This window comes from Streptomyces sp. NPDC087906, assembly GCF_055584925.1.
Genome location: NZ_JBVJLC010000004.1, coordinates 643,165 through 658,987, shown reverse-complemented (window position 1 = coordinate 658,987; position 15,823 = coordinate 643,165). Strand labels below are relative to the sequence as shown.

The window sequence follows — 15,823 nt, the reverse complement described above, 5'->3', positions numbered from 1 at the left end:
GGTTACATTCCGAACCCGGAAGCTAAGCCTCATTGCGCCGATGGTACTGCAGGGGGGACCCTGTGGGAGAGTAGGACGCCGCCGAACAATCTTTGTAAGAACAGGGAAGCCCCTGCACCTCACGGTGCGGGGGCTTTTCTGCGTTCAAAACAAGTTGCCTAACCGGCCCGGCCCTTTCGGGCTGAGAGCCCGCTAGAGCCGACCCGCCGCCTTCAATGCCAGATACGCATCCGCCAACGCAGGCGCCAGCTTTTCCGGGGTGGCGTCCACGACTGTCACGCCGTAGCGCTGCAACTGCTCCGCTGTGCGGCGTCGGCCGGCCTGGGCCTGGCTGCCTGCCGCCGCTTCGTACACCGCGTCCACTGTTCCGCGTCCGCCGGTCATTTCCTCTACGTGCGGATCGGCCACCGACGCCACGACGACCGTGTGCCGTTGGGTGAGCTGCGGGAGTACGGGCAGCAGGCCCTCCTCGATCGCGGCCGCGTCGAGCGTGGTCAGCAGCACGACCAGCGAACCGCGCCTGGCGTTTCGCAGTACCGCTGATGTGAGGCCACGGGCATCCGTCTCCACCAGTTCGGGTTCGAGCGTGGCCATCGCGGCCACCAGGGCAGGAAGTACGTCACCCGCCGACCTGCGGGACACCTGGGCCCGGATCGTGCGGTCGTAGGCCAGCAGGTCCACCCTGTCGCCCGCGCGGGACGCGAGTGCGCCCAGCAGGAGTGTGGCGTCCATCGAGGCGTCCAGGCGCGGGATGTCGCCGACGCGGCCGGCCGACGTCCGGCCGGTGTCGAGGACGACGAGGATGTGCCGGTCGCGTTCGGGGCGCCAGGTGCGTACGGCGACCGCTGACTGGCGAGCTGTCGCCCGCCAGTCGATGGACCGGGTGTCGTCCCCGGGTACGTAGGAGCGCAGGCTGTCGAATTCGGTGCCCTCGCCGCGGGTCAGGACGCTTGTGCGGCCGTCGAGTTCGCGGAGTCTGGCCAGTCGTGACGGGAGGTGTTTGCGGCTGGTGAAGGGCGGCAGCACGCGCACCGTCCAGGGCACCTGGTGGTTGCCTTGCCGGGCCGCGAGGCCGAGCGGTCCGACCGAGCGCACCGTGACCCGGTCCGCGCGTCGGTCGCCGCGGCGGGTGGGGCGCAGCAGTGTGGTGAGTCTGCGGCGTTCGCCTGCCGGCACGGTCAATGTGTGGCGGGAGGCGGCCTGTTCGGTGCCTGCCTGCCAACTGCTCGGCGGCCAGGCGTCGCGGAGTTGGGCGCGGAGCGTGCGCCGGGAGGGGTTGGTGACGGTGAGCTGTACCTCGGCGCCGTCACCGAGTCGAACTGAGGTGTCACCGCTTCGGGTGAATTGGAGCTTTTGCACTGGCGCGGCCAGGGCGTAGTCGCACAGAATTGCGAGAGACAGGGGGGCTTCGACGGCCAGGATCCCGGTCCAGCTTGGCGCGAAGATGCCGACCGGGATGGAGCCGAGAGCCGCCAGAAGCGCGGTTCGTCCGGTGAGGGCCATGGGTCATCGCCTCATCGGGGGACGGGGACATGGGCGAGGAGAGCGGTGATGACGGAGTCCGCTGTGACTCCCTCCATCTCGGCCTCGGGGCGGAGTTGGACGCGGTGGCGCAGCGTGGGGAGGGCGAGGGCTTTCACGTCGTCGGGGGTGACGTAGTCCCGGCCGGTGAGCCAGGCCCAGGCCCTGGCGGTGGAGAGCAGGGCGGTGGCGCCTCGTGGGGAGACGCCGAGTGTGAGTGAGGGGGAATCACGGGTGGCACGGCAGATATCGACCACATAGCCGGCGATCTCGGGTGAGACCGAGGTCTTGGCGACGGCGGCGCGGGCCGCTTCCAGGTCGGCGGGGCCTGCGACGGGGCCTATCCCGGCGGCTTTGAGATCGCGCGGGTTGAAGCCGTCCGCGTGGCGGGTCAGGACGTTTATCTCGTCCTCGCGGCCCGGAAGCGGGACGGTGAGCTTGAGGAGGAAGCGGTCCAGTTGGGCTTCCGGGAGGGGGTAGGTGCCTTCGTACTCGACCGGGTTCTGCGTCGCCGCCACAAGGAACGGGTCGGGCAGCGGGCGCGGGGTGCCGTCGACGGTGACCTGCCGCTCCTCCATCGCCTCCAGCAGTGACGACTGGGTCTTGGGCGGGGTGCGGTTGATCTCGTCGGCCAGCAGCAGATTGGTGAAGACGGGGCCGGGCTGGAAGGAGAACTCTGCGGTCCTGGAGTCGTAGATGAGCGAGCCCGTGACGTCGCTGGGCATCAGATCGGGGGTGAACTGGACGCGCTTCGTGTCGAGATCGAGGGAGGCCGCGAGTGCGCGTACCAGCAGGGTCTTCGCGACTCCTGGGACGCCTTCGAGCAGGACGTGGCCCCGGCACAGGAGAGCGACGACCAGACCGGTGACGGCGGAGTCCTGGCCGACCACCGCCTTCGCGATCTCGGTGCGCAGGGCCTCCAGGGAAGCGCGGGCGCTGTCCGAGTTCACAGCGGTCTCAGGGGTCGGGGCACTCATGAGGTGCGTACCTCTCTTTCGAGGGCGTCGAGTTGGTCTGCCAGGCGGACGAGAGCGGCGTCGTCGGCCGGTGCCTGGCCGAACAGCAGCGCTGACGGGTTCACGGAGGTGTGGGGGAGCCGCGCGGAGACGGCGGAGGTCAAAACATGGGGGGAGTGGGCGTCAGCGGGCGGGACGCCGAGAAGGGAGGCGAGCCGTTCTCGAGTCGCCGAGCGCAGTGCCGTTGCCGCGCGGTCCCTGGCATTGGTTTTGCGGTAGAGGCGGGCGCGGCCCTCGGTGGCTTCCGAGGCGCGGATCGCCACGGGGAGCCGTTCGGCGACGAGCGGGCCGAGCCTGCGTGCGCGCCAGACGGCGGCGAGCAGCGCGGCGACGAAGAGTTGGAGGGTGCCCCAGAGCCAGCCGGAAGGGATGAGGTCGATGAAGGTCTTTTCGCCGTCGTCGCCGTTGCTGTTTGCCGATGGATCAGTGAGCGAGGGGAGGTACCAGACGAGATGAGGCCGGGAGCCGAGGAGTTGAAGGGCCAGCGACGCGTTGCCTTGCTTGTCGAGGCGCTCGTTGTAGAGGAGGTCGGGCGAGCCGAGCAGCACGGTGTCGGCGGTGCGGGTGTCGGTGTCCGTTCCTGTGCCGGTGATGAGCAGGCTGGGCAGTCCGTCGCTCGGGTAGCAGGCGTTCGTCCTGCTGGTGTCGGCGGCTGTGCTGTCCGTGGTGTAGCGCTCGCCGCCGATGTCGACGGTGCCCGCGCGCCGGGCGGCGGGGAGGGCGCAGTGGGGGGCGCGGGCGGAGACCGGGACGGGGGCGTCCGTGCGGACGCCGGGGGCGAGGATGTCGACCGAAGCGGGTCCGGCGCCGAGGAGGACAGTGCGGCCTCCGGAGGACGCTGCCGCGGTGTGCAGGGACCGTTGCTGAGCGGGAGTCAGCAGATCGGGTGTGGTCACCAGGAGTGTGGTGTTCGGCCCTGTGGCCGCTGTTGCTTCGTGGAGTGTGGTGGCGACATCGACGGAGACGCCGCCGGCTTTGAGGAGTTCGGCGGCGGCGCGGCTGCCGTACTGGTCGGCGGAGCGCGGGTCGAGCCGGCCGTGCTTCTCACCGGAGTTCAAGGCGGCCAGGGCGATTCCGGCGGCCAGCAGGATGACGAGGGCCAGCAGCAGTCCGCGGCTTCGGGTCCAGATCTGCCGGGCTGTGGGGGAGATGGAGGTGGCCGGGGGCGCGGCGACAGGGGGAGCGGGGTCGGTCATGGCGCTCATGAGGCCGTTTCCCCCGCTCCGGCGGCGGCCGGGCTCAGTTGGGGCTTGGCCCGTTGCAGGTCGCGGTCGAGTTCACGCATCCGCAGATATGTGTCCTGGCCGGCGGTGCGGCCGCCGTATGTGAGGGCGTCGAACTCGCGGGCGGCGGTGCGCAGCCGGTCGGCGTGTGCGGGGAGTGGGCGTCCGGCGTCGAGGGCGGCCTCGACGGCGGTGCGGCCGGGGCGCGGGTCGAGCAGGGCCCGTTCCTCCAGGGAGCGGACGACGGCTCGCATCCGTTCCTGGACGGCTTGGTTCCAGCGTTCGGCCGCCGCGTGTGCTTCCGCTGCGGTGCGGTGTTCGGCGGCGCTGCGGGGGCCCTCGTCGAAGAGTGTTCCCGCTGTGCCGGGTATGCGGCGCGGGGTGCCGAGGCGCCACCAGAGGGCGGCTGTCAGCGCGAGGACGATCACGGCGACGGCGATGAGTCCGAGGGTGCCGCCGGGGGTCGCGCCTGAGGCGGAGTTGAAGAGGTCGCTGACCCAGTCCCAGAACCGGTCCAGTGCGCGTTGGAGGAGGTTCGGGTCGTTCTGGTGGTACAGCGGTTTGGACAGTTCGCGTCTGGCGGCCTCACGGGCCGGGTCGCGCGGGGTGTCCACCGGGATGTCTCCCCGCGCGCCCGTCATGAGCCATGCCGCTGCCGTTTCCCCCGTGGTGGACACCGGGTCAGTACCCCGAAGGACCCTGGTCAGGGCGGCCGTTGCCGTCCGGGGTGATACCGGCGGCGCGGGCCAGTTCCAGGTCGAGGGCCTCGCGCCGGATGCGCTGGTCGACGTAGAGGAGCACGGTCACGCCGGCGGAGATCGGATAGGTGATCGCGGAGGCGATCACGGATCCGATGCCCGTGATGATCATGAAGGGCCAGCCGAAGTCGGGCGTGGAGCCGGTGAACAGCCCGCCGAGGCTCTCGCCGTCCACGGCCGAGGCGATCAGGCTGAACGGCACTCCGATGATCATCGAGACCATGAAGGTCAGCACCAGGGTGAGGAGCAGGATGCCGAAGGTGCGCCACCAGGCTCCGCGTACGAGCTTGGCGGAGCGGCGCAGCGACGCCAGGATGCCTTGGCGCTCCAGCATCAGTGCGGGGGAGGCGAGGGCGAGGCGGACCCAGAGCCAGACGACCACGACCCAGGCGGCGAGTCCGCCGAGGACGCCGAGCGCGACGGCTCCGCCGCCGCCTCCGGCAAGTACGCCCACCAGCACGCCGGGCAGGACGCCGACGCCCAGGACGGCGGCGTACATCAGCGGCAGCAGCAGGGTCAGCCCGAGCAGTTGCGGGAGCCGGGGCTTGGCCTCGTGCCAGGCTTCCGAGAGGGAGACGGGGCGGCCGAGGACGGAGCGGCTGATCACGACGGTCAGGACGGCCGTGGTGAAGAGCGTGCCGATCAGGGTGATGATCACGGAGGGGGCGAGGGCGAGCAGGCTCGACTGCATGGAGTCGACGGCCTGGTCCAGTGCTTCGGACGGCGAGGCGTTCGGGTCGATCTCCGCCGGTTCGGGCAGCAGGTAGTGCTGTACGAGCAGGTCGCCGATCTGGGTGACCACGGCGACGGCGATGGTCACGCCGAGCACGATGCGCCAGTGGGCGCGCAGCGTGGACACGGCGCCGTCGAGGAGTTCGCCGACGCCGAGGGGGCGGAGCGGGATCACGCCGGGCTTGGCCGCAGGCGGCCGTCCCCAGAAGGGGCCGGGGCCGCCGGGGCCGCCGGGGCCGCCGGGGCCGGGGGCGCCGCCCCAGCCCGGTGCGGGCCTGGGCTGCGGGACGGGGCCCGCGCCCTGCTGGCTCGGCGGGGCCCACTGTCCTGGCGGCGGCTGGGTGGCGGACCAGCCAGGAGGCGAACCGGCCTCGTCGGTGGGGCCGGCGGGGCGGGGCACGCCGCTGTTCTGGCCGTCGGACGGGGCAGATCCGGGCGATGCCCAGCCCGGAGTGTCGTTCACGGTCGTCCACCTCGTGGATTGGTTGCGGGGCCGGCTCGGCGATCGGGCGCGATGAGAGCGTCCGTCCGCCCACCGGGCGGCGGGCTGGCAGCCATCGTGCCACGCGTGGGTGGCTGGTGGGCCGGGCGCGGTATCTCCTTATCACCCTGTTCCCCGCCACTCGTTGCCTTCAATGTCGGTGCCGGAGCGGGCAGACTGGGCGGATGGCTGATCAGTACGTACCGAAGCCCGTCGGCGCAGAGCCGTCCATGCTCCCCACGCTTCGCTGGGACGAGCCGCCGGAGGGGCCTGTGCTGGTCCTCCTCGACCAGACGAGACTGCCGGTCGAAGAGGCGGAGTTCGTCTGTACGGACGTGCCCGCCCTGGTGCAGGCGATCCGGACGCTCGTCGTGCGGGGTGCGCCGGTGCTGGGGATCGCCGGTGCCTACGGGGTGGCGCTCGCGGCGGCGCGGGGCTTCGACGTGGAGGACGCGGCGGAGATCCTGGCGCAGGCGCGGCCCACCGCGGTCAATCTCGGCTACGGCGTACGGCGGGCCCGCGACGCGTACCGGGCCGCGGCGGACAAGGGCGCGGATCTGGAGCAGGCGGCGGCTGCCGCGCTCGCCGAGGCGAGGCTGCTGCACGAGGAGGACGCGCAGGCCAGCGCCCAGATGGCGGAGGCCGGGCTGACGCTGCTGGACGAACTCCTGCCGGGCGGCAACCACCGGATCCTGACGCACTGCAACACCGGGGCGCTCGTCTCGGGCGGGGACGGTACGGCGTTCGCCGTGGCGCTGTCCGCGCACCGGGCGGGCCGGCTGCGGCGCCTGTGGGTGGACGAGACGCGTCCGCTGCTCCAGGGCTCCCGGCTGACGGCGTACGAGGCGGCGCGGAACGGGATGGCGTACACGCTGCTCACGGACAACGCCGCCGGTTCGCTGTTCGCCGCCGGGGAGGTGGACGCGGTCCTGGTGGGCGCTGACCGGATCGCGGCCGACGGTTCGGTGGCGAACAAGGTGGGGAGCTATCCGCTCGCCGTGCTCGCGAAGTACCACAACGTGCCGTTCGTGGTGGTCGCCCCGACGACGACGATCGATCTGGAGACTCCGGACGGGGCGTCGATCGAGGTGGAGCAGCGGCCGGGGCAGGAGGTGACGGAGCTCACGGCGCCGCAGCTCGCTTCGGCGGGGGCCGAGGCGAGTGGGATGCCGGTCGCGCCGTTGGGGACGCAGGCGTACAACCCGGCGTTCGACATCACGCCGCCGGAGTTGGTGACGGCGATCGTGACCGAGCAGGGCGTGCTCTCGCCGGTGACCGGGGCCGCGCTCGCCGAGTTGGCGGCCAGGTCACGTCGAGTGACGACGGGTTGACGGGGCTGCCCGCAGGCGTCCCGTTTGCGGTCCGAACATCCATAAACCCTGTTCACTCCACTACCGTGTGGGGGCGATGGGGAGTGAGCCCGGTTGATCGGTGCATGTCGTCGCTGTTCAGTGAGACAAATCACGCATGTCTACGCAACGGAAATGAAAATGGGATGATGTCGATATGAAGGGACGCGTCCTCGTCGTCGATGACGACACCGCACTGGCCGAGATGCTCGGGATTGTGCTGCGTGGTGAAGGGTTCGAGCCGTCGTTCGTGGCGGACGGTGACAAGGCGCTTGCCGCATTCCGTGAGGCGAAGCCCGACCTGGTGCTGCTGGATCTCATGCTTCCCGGCCGGGACGGCATCGAGGTGTGCCGGCTCATCCGGGCGGAGTCCGGGGTGCCGATCGTCATGCTGACGGCCAAGAGCGACACCGTCGACGTCGTCGTCGGTCTTGAGTCAGGCGCCGACGACTACATCGTCAAGCCGTTCAAGCCCAAGGAGCTGGTGGCGCGTATCAGGGCGCGGCTGCGCAGGTCCGAGGAACCGGCTCCGGAGCAGCTCACCATCGGCGATCTGGTCATCGATGTGGCGGGGCACTCGGTCAAGCGGGAGGGGCAGTCCATCGCTCTGACGCCGCTGGAGTTCGACCTGCTCGTCGCGCTGGCCCGCAAGCCGTGGCAGGTGTTCACCCGTGAGGTGCTCCTGGAGCAGGTCTGGGGGTACCGGCACGCGGCGGACACCCGGCTGGTCAATGTCCATGTGCAGCGGCTGCGCTCCAAGGTCGAGAAGGACCCGGAGCGGCCGGAGATCGTGGTGACCGTCCGCGGTGTCGGCTACAAGGCAGGACCGAGCTGACATGTCCGGCGGCAGCGCTGCTCCGAAGCCCGGGGGGCCGGGAGTCCGTACGGGGCGGACTGCCGGTGCCGGACGGGTGTCCGCCTGGTTCGGCCGGCCCGGCCGGCTGCTCCAGGACGGTGCGCCCGGCGGGCCCGTCGTACGGCTCTTGGTGCGCTGGGTGCGGCGGCCGCTGCTGCCCGCCGTGCGGCTGTGGCGGCGCAACATCCAGCTTCGGGTCGTCGCGGCGACGCTGCTGATGTCGCTCGGTGTGGTGCTGCTGCTGGGGTTCGTGGTCATCGGGCAGGTCCGCAACGGCCTGCTGGAGGCCAAGGAGAAGGCGGCGCAGAGCCAGGCGGCCGGCGGGTTCACCGTGGCGCAGGAGAAGGCCGACGCGCCCGCCGCGCCGGGCACCAGGGGCGACAGCGGCTCGGGCGGTACGCCGGGCCGTAACTCCTGGCGGACCGAGCTGGTCGAGCAGCTCGCCAGTGGCGGTCCCGGCGCGTTCAACGTGGTGGCGCTCAGCGGCGACGCGACGGACCCCGGATCCACCAACCGGGCGCCGCGCGCCTCGGGCGGGGTGGACTTCGGGAGCATCCCGGCGGATCTGCGGGCCCAGGTCGGCGGCGGCAAGGGCGAGTTCGAGCGGTACGCCCAGATCAAGTACACCGACGCGTCCGACGCGCGGAAGCCGGAGCCCGGCCTGATCATCGGCAAGCGGCTCAACGACGTCGACCGCAACTCGTACGAGCTGTACTACCTCTTCCCGCTGAACCAGGAGGAGCAGTCCCTCAACCTGGTCAAGGGCACCCTCGCGACGGCGGGGCTGTTCGTCGTCGTGCTGCTCGGCGCCATCGCCTGGCTGGTGGTCCGGCAGGTCGTCACCCCCGTACGGATGGCGGCGGGCATCGCCGAGCGGCTCTCAGCGGGGCGCCTCCAGGAGCGGATGAAGGTCACCGGCGAGGACGACATCGCGCGGCTCGGCGAGGCGTTCAACAAGATGGCGCAGAACCTCCAGCTCAAGATCCAGCAGCTTGAGGAGCTGTCCCGGATGCAGCGGCGCTTCGTCTCCGACGTCTCGCACGAGCTGCGGACCCCGCTGACGACGGTGCGGATGGCGGCCGACGTCATCCATGACGCGCGGATGGACTTCGACCCGGTGACGGCCCGCTCGGCCGAGCTGCTCGGGGACCAGCTCGACCGTTTCGAGTCGCTGCTGTCGGACCTGCTGGAGATCAGCCGCTTCGACGCGGGTGCGGCGGCGCTGGAGGCCGAGCCGATAGATCTGCGCGTGGTGGTACGGCGCGTCATCGGCGGCGCCGAGCCGCTGGCCGAGCGCAAGGGCACGCGGATCCGGGTCGTCGGTGACGAGCAGCCCGTCGTCGCCGAGGCGGATGCCCGCCGGGTCGAGCGGGTGCTGCGCAATCTCGTCGTCAACGCCGTCGAGCACGGCGAGGGCAGGGACGTCGTGGTCCGGATGGCCGTCGCCGGCGGGGCGGTCGCCGTCGCCGTACGCGACTACGGCGTGGGCCTGAAGCCCGGTGAGGCGACCCGGGTGTTCAACCGCTTCTGGCGCGCCGACCCGGCCAGGGCGCGCACCACGGGCGGCACCGGACTCGGTCTGTCGATCGCCGTCGAGGACGCGCGGCTGCACGGCGGCTGGCTCCAGGCGTGGGGGGAGCCGGGCGGCGGTTCGCAGTTCCGGCTGACCCTGCCGCGTACGGCGGACGAGGCGCTGCGCGGCTCGCCCATACCCCTGGAACCCGAGGACTCGCGGCGCAACCGCGAGCGGTCGGCGGTCGGCGACGCCCAGGAGAATCCGCACCGGCTGGCGAGCGTGCCGGCGCAGCCGAGGCTGGACCGCCCGGCGCTGCCGGTGCCGCCGCAGCCGGACCGCACCGCGACGTCGGTCGACCCGGCGGCGCTGCCCGGCAGCGGCTCGCGGGTGGTGGCGCGTCCGACGGGCGAGCGGGCGGGCGACGGTTCCGCCGACGACTCCGTGCGCGATGCTGGAGGAGAACGTGACACGGCACGCCGGGCATCGGAGCGGGAGGACACGACTCGTGGGCGCTGACCGCCGCAGGGGAGGCACCAGAGGCGTGGCGCGCCTGCCGGTTCTGCTGGCCGCCGGGTCCCTGACACTGGCGGGCTGTGCCACGATCCCGCACAGCGGTGACGTGGAGCCGGTCACGCAGTCCCCGCACGGGGAGTCCCAGGTGCGGGTGTACGCGGTGCCGCCCAAGGAGAAGGCGGGTCCCGACGAGATCGTGGACGGCTTCCTCGAGGCGATGACGAGTGACGACCCCGACTTCGCGATGGCCAGGAAGTATCTGACGAAGCAGGCGTCCAAGGACTGGCGTCCCGAGGACAGCACGACCGTGTTGCAGGACGCGCCCGACCGCGCGGACGCGGACGGGACGGCGCAGGCCGGCGGTTCGGGGCTGAAGTACCCGCTGTACGGCGAGCGGATCGCCGAGGTGAACTCCTCGCACTCGTACCAGCCGGTCACGCCGACCTCGTACAAGGGCACCATCCATCTGGTGCAGCAGAAGACGGGCGACACCAAGGAGTGGCGCATCGACGAACTGCCGCCGGGCCTGGTGCTCGGTGAGTACGACTTCCAGCGCAACTACCGCTCCGTGGACAAGTACTACTTCGCCTCCGGCCGCAAGCAGCTCGTCGCCGATCCGGTCTACATCCGGCAGCGGATAGATCCCACGACCCGGATGGACCCGTTCACGCAGGCGGTCAAGTCGCTGCTCGACGGGCCGACGAACTGGCTGAAGCCGGTGGTCGATTCGCCGTTCCCGACGGGTACGCAACTGGCGCGCGGCACCAGGTCGCTGGAGTTCGACGACCGGAACGCGCTGAAGGTGCCGCTCAACGAGAACGCGGCGAAGGCGGGCCGGGCGCAGTGCCGGAAGATGGCGGCGCAACTGTTCTTCACCTTGCGGGACCTGACGTCGACCCGGGTGGGGCAGATCGAACTGCTCGCGGGCGGTTCGTCGTTGTGCGTGCTGAGCGAGGACCAGGCCGCCGAGTTCGCGCCCGACCAGGGCGCGGGCGGCGGCGAGGACCCGTACTTCGTCAACGCCCAGGGGCGGTTGGCGCAGCTCAAGATCGACGGTTCCGATCCGGTCGTGCCCGTTCCGGTGGACGGGCCGTTCGGTGACGGCAGGACGAAGCTGGACACGGTCGCCGTGGCGCGCGACGAGCGGCGCGCCGCAGGGGTGGGCGGCGGTGGCAAGTCGCTGTACGTGACGTCGATCGTCAACGACGGCGATCCGGTGGAGCCGCTGCTGAGCAGCGCGGCCAAGGAGCCCAAGGACCGGCTCTCCGCGCCGAGCTGGGACGGCGGCGGCGATCTGTGGGTCGCCGACCGGGATCCCGCGCAGCCGCGGCTGCTGCGGTTCGCCGGGGGTGTGGCACCGCCGAAGGAGGTGCCGGTCGACGGGCTCGACGGGCGGCGTATCGAGGCGCTGCGGGTGTCGGCCGACGGGGTGCGGATCGCGCTGCTGCTGACGCAGGAGGGCCGCACGAGCCTGGAGATCGGCCGCGTGGAGCGGCACGGCTCGGGCGCCGACGAGACGGTTTCCGTGGTGGAACTGCAGTCGGCGGCGCCGCAGATGGAGACGGTGACCGCGGTGTCCTGGGCGGGGCCCAGCCGGCTGGTCGTCGTCGGCAAGGAGTCCGGCGGTGTGCAGCAGGTGCGCTACATGCAGACCGACGGGTCGACCTCGGCGGCCGGCGTGCTGCCGGGGCTGAACCAGGTGACGGCCATCGCCGCCGCCGACAACGACGAGCAGCCGGTGATGGCCGACTCGCAGGACGCGGGGATCGTCCAGCTTCCGTCGGGCGCCAACTGGCAGACGATGGTGGAGACGGGTTCCTCGCCCGTCTATCCCGGGTGAGCACGGCTGTCCACAGGCTCGGCCGCGAGGTTGTCCACAGGGCTGGCCGGATCCTCCCGGGGTTGGCAGAGTGAATGCCATGCGGGGGTGGTGGCGAGAGATCAGCGGTCTGGTGCTCCCGGTCGCCTGCGGGGGCTGCGGCAGTCCCCGGACGGCGCTGTGCGAGGACTGCGGCCGGGCGCTGTACGGGATGTGGCCGTGCCGGGTGCGACCGGTGCCGGAGCCGGCCGGGCTGCCGGCGGTCCATGCGGCGGCGCCGTACGAGGACGCGGTGCGGGCGGTGCTGCTCGCGCACAAGGAGCGCGGCGCGCTCGGTCTCGCCGGCCCGCTGGGCAGGGCCCTGGCCGGGGCCGTGGAGGCCGCTGTGCCGCCGGGCACGGGGGTGGGGCCGCTGCTGCTGGTCCCGGTGCCCTCGACGCGGCGCGCGGTGGCGGCGCGCGGGCATGACGCGGCGCGCCGGATCGCGCTGGCGGCGGCGGGTGAGCTGCGGCGCGCGGGCCGGGACGCCCGGGTGCTGCCGGTGCTGCGGCAGCGCCGGGTGGTGGCCGACCAGGCGGGCCTCGGTGCCCGTCAGAGGCAGGCGAATCTGTCCGGGGCGCTGGAGGTCGCCGTGGGGGGCGCGCGGCTCCTGGAGGGCGGCAGGGCGGTGCTCGTGGACGATGTCATGACGACCGGCGCTTCGCTCGCCGAGGCGGCTCGGGCACTGCGTTCCGCGACCCGGCCGGGCATTGCGGGATTCGGTCAGGTGAGCGCCGCGGTGATCGCCGCACCGCCCCTGTCCTTCGAAATAAACCGGAACTGATCAGCATTTTGCATCTCCGCAGGTAAACCGGGCAGAGAAACACCTGAACGGGCGTACGCGCTGGTAGCGGGTGCCGACACCCCACCATGAGGGCTATGTTCGGTTGTACGGGTTGGCGAAAGCCGGTACAGCCGTCATTTACGGAGTTCCTCGCTTCTTGGGGTGGAGACCTTGCCGATGGGGAAGGGGAGGTGAAAGTCACCAAGTCCGAGACTCCGGTGACAACTGGGGTCTGGTGCAACAGTGGGGACGCCCCGCAGCGAAGCGGGGCGGTCCGGGAACGGAGTTCTGCGTGGACATCGTCGTCAAGGGCCGCAAGACAGAGGTGCCTGAGCGGTTCCGCAAGCACGTGGCCGAGAAGCTGAAGCTGGAGAAGATCCAGAAGCTCGACGGCAAGGTGATCAGCCTGGACGTCGAGGTGTCCAAGGAACACAACCCCCGTCAGGCGGACCGCTGTGACCGGGTGGAGATCACCCTGCGCTCACGTGGTCCGGTGATCCGGGCGGAGGCCGCGGCAGGCGACCCGTACGCGGCTTTGGACCTGGCCACCGGCAAGTTGGAGGCGCGGCTGCGCAAGCAGAACGAGAAGCGCCACAACCGCCGCGGCGCAGGCCGGCTGTCCGCCGCCGAGGTCGCCGATGTCGTCCCCGGTGTGGCGGAGTTGAACAGCGACGGCGAGACCGCCGCTGAAGAGGCGGCGCACGCCGTCCCGACGACGATGGTCGGTCCCCTGCAGGTGCAGGGCGAAGGTCCGCTGGTGGTACGGGAGAAGAACCACGTCGCAGCGCCGATGACGCTCGACCAGGCCCTTGAGGAGATGGAGCTGGTCGGACACGACTTCTATCTCTTCGTAGATTCCGACACCAAGGAACCGAGCGTCGTCTACCGGCGCCACGCGTACGACTACGGCGTGATCCATCTCAGGACCGACCCGCTGGCCGGTTCCGACGCGGAGGGCGCCGGAGGTCATCTCGGCGGCTGAGAAGGGCGTGTGAACGGCTGAGACACGGCTGGGAACCGGCTGGGATCCGCCGGTTCCGAAGGTGCCCCTGAGTGCTCATGACGACCTCGGGGGCACCTCTGTGCGAGCGAGGCACCCATAACCGCCGCCCAGGCATGAAATCATGGCGTCGCAAGACAACAGGTGGTCTGCGAACAGCGGTTGGCCGGCTCATCCGAATGCGGAGCACGACCTTCAGGTGGAGGAACGATGGCGGACAGCTTCGGGCCGGTGCACGTGCACAGTGCCGACGAGAGGGTCGTCGGTACGGGGCCCGACGCCGACGCGGAACGGGCAGGGTCCCGCAAGGAACCCATCCGGGTCCTCGTCGTCGACGACCACGCGCTGTTTCGCCGCGGTCTGGAGATCGTCCTCGCCCAGGAGGAGGACATCCAGGTCGTCGGCGAGGCGGGCGACGGCGCCGAGGCCGTCGACAAGGCCGCCGACCTGCTGCCCGACATCGTGCTGATGGATGTGCGGATGCCCAAGCGCGGCGGTATCGAGGCCTGCACCTCCATCAAGGAGGTGGCCCCCAGCGCCAAGATCATCATGCTGACGATCAGCGACGAGGAGGCCGACCTCTACGACGCGATCAAGGCCGGCGCCACCGGCTATCTCCTGAAGGAGATCTCCACCGACGAGGTGTCCACCGCGATCCGGGCCGTCGCCGACGGCCAGTCGCAGATCAGCCCGTCCATGGCGTCCAAGCTGCTCACCGAGTTCAAGTCGATGATCCAGCGCACCGACGAGCGCAGACTCGTGCCCGCGCCGCGGCTGACGGAGCGGGAGTTGGAAGTCCTCAAGCTCGTCGCCACGGGCATGAACAACCGGGACATCGCCAAACAGCTCTTCATCTCCGAGAACACCGTGAAGAACCATGTGCGCAACATCCTGGAGAAGCTGCAACTGCACTCCCGCATGGAGGCCGTGGTCTACGCGATGCGGGAGAAGATCCTCGAAATCAGATGACGGCCGGTGGAGTCAGATGACGGCCGGTGAGTCGGATGACGGCCGGCGCGGTCAGGAGACCGCGCGGACCAGCTCAGCCGTCAGCTCCGGGCGGTAGACCCGCTCGACGCGCACCGCGTCGCACCCCACCCACCGCGCGGCCTCCAGCAGCGCCTGCGCCATCGGCGCGACCGCCTTGGGGCCCTCGATCGACACCTGCTTCGCGACCAGCGTGCTGCCCTCACGGGCCGGGTCGACCCGGCCGAGCAGCCGGCCGCCGGCCAGCAGCGGCATGGCGAAGTACCCGTAGATCCGCTTGGGCTTGGGCACGTACGCCTCAAGCCGGTGCGTGAAGCCGAAGATCCGCTCGGTACGGGCCCGCTCCCAGATCAGCGAGTCGAACGGCGACAGCAGCGTCGTACGGTGCCGCCCGCGCGGCACGCTCGCCAGCGCTTCCGGATCCGCCCAGGCCGGCTTCCCCCAGCCCTCGACGGTCACCGGCACCAGACCGCTGTCGGCGATCACCGCGTCGACCCACTCGCCCTTCAGCCGGTGGTAATCGGCGATGTCGGCGCGCGTACCGACACCGAGCGAGCGGGCGGCCAGCCGCACCAGCCGGCGCACGCACTCCGCGTCGTCCAGATCGTCGTGGAGGAGCGCGTCCGGCACAGCGCGCTCCGCGAGGTCGTACACCCGCTTCCAGCCGCGCCGCCCCGTGCACACGACCTCACCGAACATCAGCGCGCGCTCGACGGCGACCTTCGACTCGGACCAGTCCCACCACAGGCCGCCGTTCTTGGCGCCGCCCAGTTCCGTGGCCGTCAGCGGGCCCTCGTCGCGGAGCTGCTTGACCACCGTCTCGTACACCCCGTCCGTCAGGGCGTGGTTCCAGTGCGGACGGGAGCGGTAGGACCGGCGCCTGAAGGCGAAGTGGGGCCACTCCTCGATGGGCAGCACACAGGCCGCGTGCGACCAGTACTCGAACGCGTGCGGCGGGGTGGGCGCCGCCGTCCAGTACGCGTCCTCGACCGGCTTGCGGCCGACGGCGCCCAGGCGCGCGTACGGCACCAGTTCGTGCGAGCGGGCCAGCACCGAGATCGTGTCGAGCTGGACGGCGCCGAGATGGCGCAGCACGCCCCGCACCCCACCACGGCGGTCGGGGGCGCCGATGAATCCCTGCGCGCGCAGCGCGATACGGCGGGCCTCGTCGGCGGACAGCTCGGCGGCGGCGGGCGGCACAGTCGTCATGGTGGGCACGATAGACGCAG

The 15,823-nt window shown here is 71.2% G+C and carries 13 protein-coding genes and 1 rRNA gene; 8 read left to right on the top strand and 6 right to left on the bottom strand.

Translation table 11 applies throughout. From position 1 onward, the window contains the following. A 5S ribosomal RNA gene (gene rrf, locus ACZ63I_RS16630) occupies positions 1-87 on the top strand; the annotation flags it as partial. Between the two features lie 105 nt (positions 88-192). Here the strand turns inward: rrf and ACZ63I_RS16625 are convergent. Genes ACZ63I_RS16625 through ACZ63I_RS16605 form a run of 5 tightly spaced genes read right to left on the bottom strand, consistent with a single transcriptional unit; the run spans position 193 to position 5,713 of the window. Continuing rightward, on the bottom strand, positions 193-1,503 hold the full coding sequence (locus ACZ63I_RS16625; RefSeq protein WP_469339212.1) for a DUF58 domain-containing protein: 1,311 nt from the start codon (positions 1,501-1,503) through the stop codon (positions 193-195). Between the two features lie 11 nt (positions 1,504-1,514). After that, positions 1,515-2,498, bottom strand: coding sequence for an AAA family ATPase (locus ACZ63I_RS16620; protein ID WP_469339210.1), 984 nt, complete (start codon positions 2,496-2,498; stop codon positions 1,515-1,517). After that, a complete protein-coding gene (locus ACZ63I_RS16615; RefSeq protein ID WP_469339208.1) occupies positions 2,495-3,742 on the bottom strand; it encodes a DUF4350 domain-containing protein in 1,248 nt (415 codons plus the stop codon). Before ACZ63I_RS16615 ends, ACZ63I_RS16620 begins: the two co-directional genes overlap by 4 nt. Continuing rightward, positions 3,739-4,401, bottom strand: coding sequence for a DUF4129 domain-containing protein (locus tag ACZ63I_RS16610; protein WP_469339264.1), 663 nt, complete (start codon positions 4,399-4,401; stop codon positions 3,739-3,741). Before ACZ63I_RS16610 ends, ACZ63I_RS16615 begins: the two co-directional genes overlap by 4 nt. Positions 4,402-4,441: 40 nt before the next feature. Beyond that, entirely contained in the window at positions 4,442-5,713 is a 1,272-nt protein-coding gene (locus ACZ63I_RS16605; RefSeq protein WP_469339206.1) for a DUF7847 domain-containing protein, read from the bottom strand. 203 nt (positions 5,714-5,916) lie between these two features. Here ACZ63I_RS16605 and mtnA point away from each other — a divergent pair, with 203 nt between their 5' ends. The 7 genes from mtnA to ACZ63I_RS16570 all read left to right on the top strand — a co-directional run bounded on the left by mtnA (position 5,917) and on the right by ACZ63I_RS16570 (position 14,576). Continuing rightward, positions 5,917-7,062, top strand: coding sequence for an S-methyl-5-thioribose-1-phosphate isomerase (gene mtnA / locus ACZ63I_RS16600; RefSeq protein WP_469339205.1), 1,146 nt, complete (start codon positions 5,917-5,919; stop codon positions 7,060-7,062). Between the two features lie 175 nt (positions 7,063-7,237). Continuing rightward, complete coding sequence (gene mtrA, locus ACZ63I_RS16595) at positions 7,238-7,915, top strand: two-component system response regulator MtrA (RefSeq protein ID WP_003968748.1); 678 nt, start codon at positions 7,238-7,240, stop codon at positions 7,913-7,915. A 1-nt stretch (position 7,916) separates the two neighbouring features. Next, positions 7,917-9,968 carry an MtrAB system histidine kinase MtrB gene (gene mtrB, locus ACZ63I_RS16590; protein ID WP_469339203.1) on the top strand — a complete coding sequence of 684 codons (2,052 nt, stop codon included), beginning with the start codon at positions 7,917-7,919 and terminating at the stop codon, positions 9,966-9,968. Further along, positions 9,958-11,805, top strand: coding sequence for an LpqB family beta-propeller domain-containing protein (locus tag ACZ63I_RS16585; RefSeq protein WP_469339201.1), 1,848 nt, complete (start codon positions 9,958-9,960; stop codon positions 11,803-11,805). The genes mtrB and ACZ63I_RS16585 overlap by 11 nt, the downstream gene beginning before the upstream one ends. A gap of 79 nt (positions 11,806-11,884) precedes the next feature. Beyond that, entirely contained in the window at positions 11,885-12,607 is a 723-nt protein-coding gene (locus ACZ63I_RS16580; RefSeq protein ID WP_469339199.1) for a ComF family protein, read from the top strand. Positions 12,608-12,899: 292 nt separating this feature from the next. Continuing rightward, positions 12,900-13,589: a ribosome hibernation-promoting factor, HPF/YfiA family gene (gene hpf / locus ACZ63I_RS16575; RefSeq protein WP_469339197.1), complete on the top strand. Its 690-nt coding sequence runs from the start codon at positions 12,900-12,902 to the stop codon at positions 13,587-13,589. 228 nt (positions 13,590-13,817) lie between these two features. Next, entirely contained in the window at positions 13,818-14,576 is a 759-nt protein-coding gene (locus ACZ63I_RS16570; protein WP_469339195.1) for a response regulator, read from the top strand. A gap of 51 nt (positions 14,577-14,627) precedes the next feature. On the opposite strand, the gene ACZ63I_RS16565 is transcribed toward ACZ63I_RS16570, so the two are convergent. Then, a complete protein-coding gene (locus tag ACZ63I_RS16565; RefSeq protein WP_469339193.1) occupies positions 14,628-15,803 on the bottom strand; it encodes a winged helix-turn-helix domain-containing protein in 1,176 nt (391 codons plus the stop codon). Between the last annotated feature and the right edge of the window lie 20 nt (positions 15,804-15,823).

Bases quoted from the DNA above. Each gene is read 5' to 3' on its own strand.
- ACZ63I_RS16625 (WP_469339212.1), bottom strand. From the start codon at position 1,503: ATGGCCCTCACCGGACGAACCGCGCTTCTGGCGGCTCTCGGCTCCATC.
- ACZ63I_RS16620 (WP_469339210.1), bottom strand. From the start codon at position 2,498: ATGAGTGCCCCGACCCCTGAGACCGCTGTGAACTCGGACAGCGCCCGC.
- ACZ63I_RS16615 (WP_469339208.1), bottom strand. From the start codon at position 3,742: ATGAGCGCCATGACCGACCCCGCTCCCCCTGTCGCCGCGCCCCCGGCC.
- ACZ63I_RS16610 (WP_469339264.1), bottom strand. From the start codon at position 4,401: ATGACGGGCGCGCGGGGAGACATCCCGGTGGACACCCCGCGCGACCCG.
- mtnA (WP_469339205.1), top strand. From the start codon at position 5,917: ATGGCTGATCAGTACGTACCGAAGCCCGTCGGCGCAGAGCCGTCCATG.
- mtrA (WP_003968748.1), top strand. From the start codon at position 7,238: ATGAAGGGACGCGTCCTCGTCGTCGATGACGACACCGCACTGGCCGAG.
- mtrB (WP_469339203.1), top strand. From the start codon at position 7,917: ATGTCCGGCGGCAGCGCTGCTCCGAAGCCCGGGGGGCCGGGAGTCCGT.
- ACZ63I_RS16580 (WP_469339199.1), top strand. From the start codon at position 11,885: ATGCGGGGGTGGTGGCGAGAGATCAGCGGTCTGGTGCTCCCGGTCGCC.
- ACZ63I_RS16570 (WP_469339195.1), top strand. From the start codon at position 13,818: ATGGCGGACAGCTTCGGGCCGGTGCACGTGCACAGTGCCGACGAGAGG.
- ACZ63I_RS16565 (WP_469339193.1), bottom strand. From the start codon at position 15,803: ATGACGACTGTGCCGCCCGCCGCCGCCGAGCTGTCCGCCGACGAGGCC.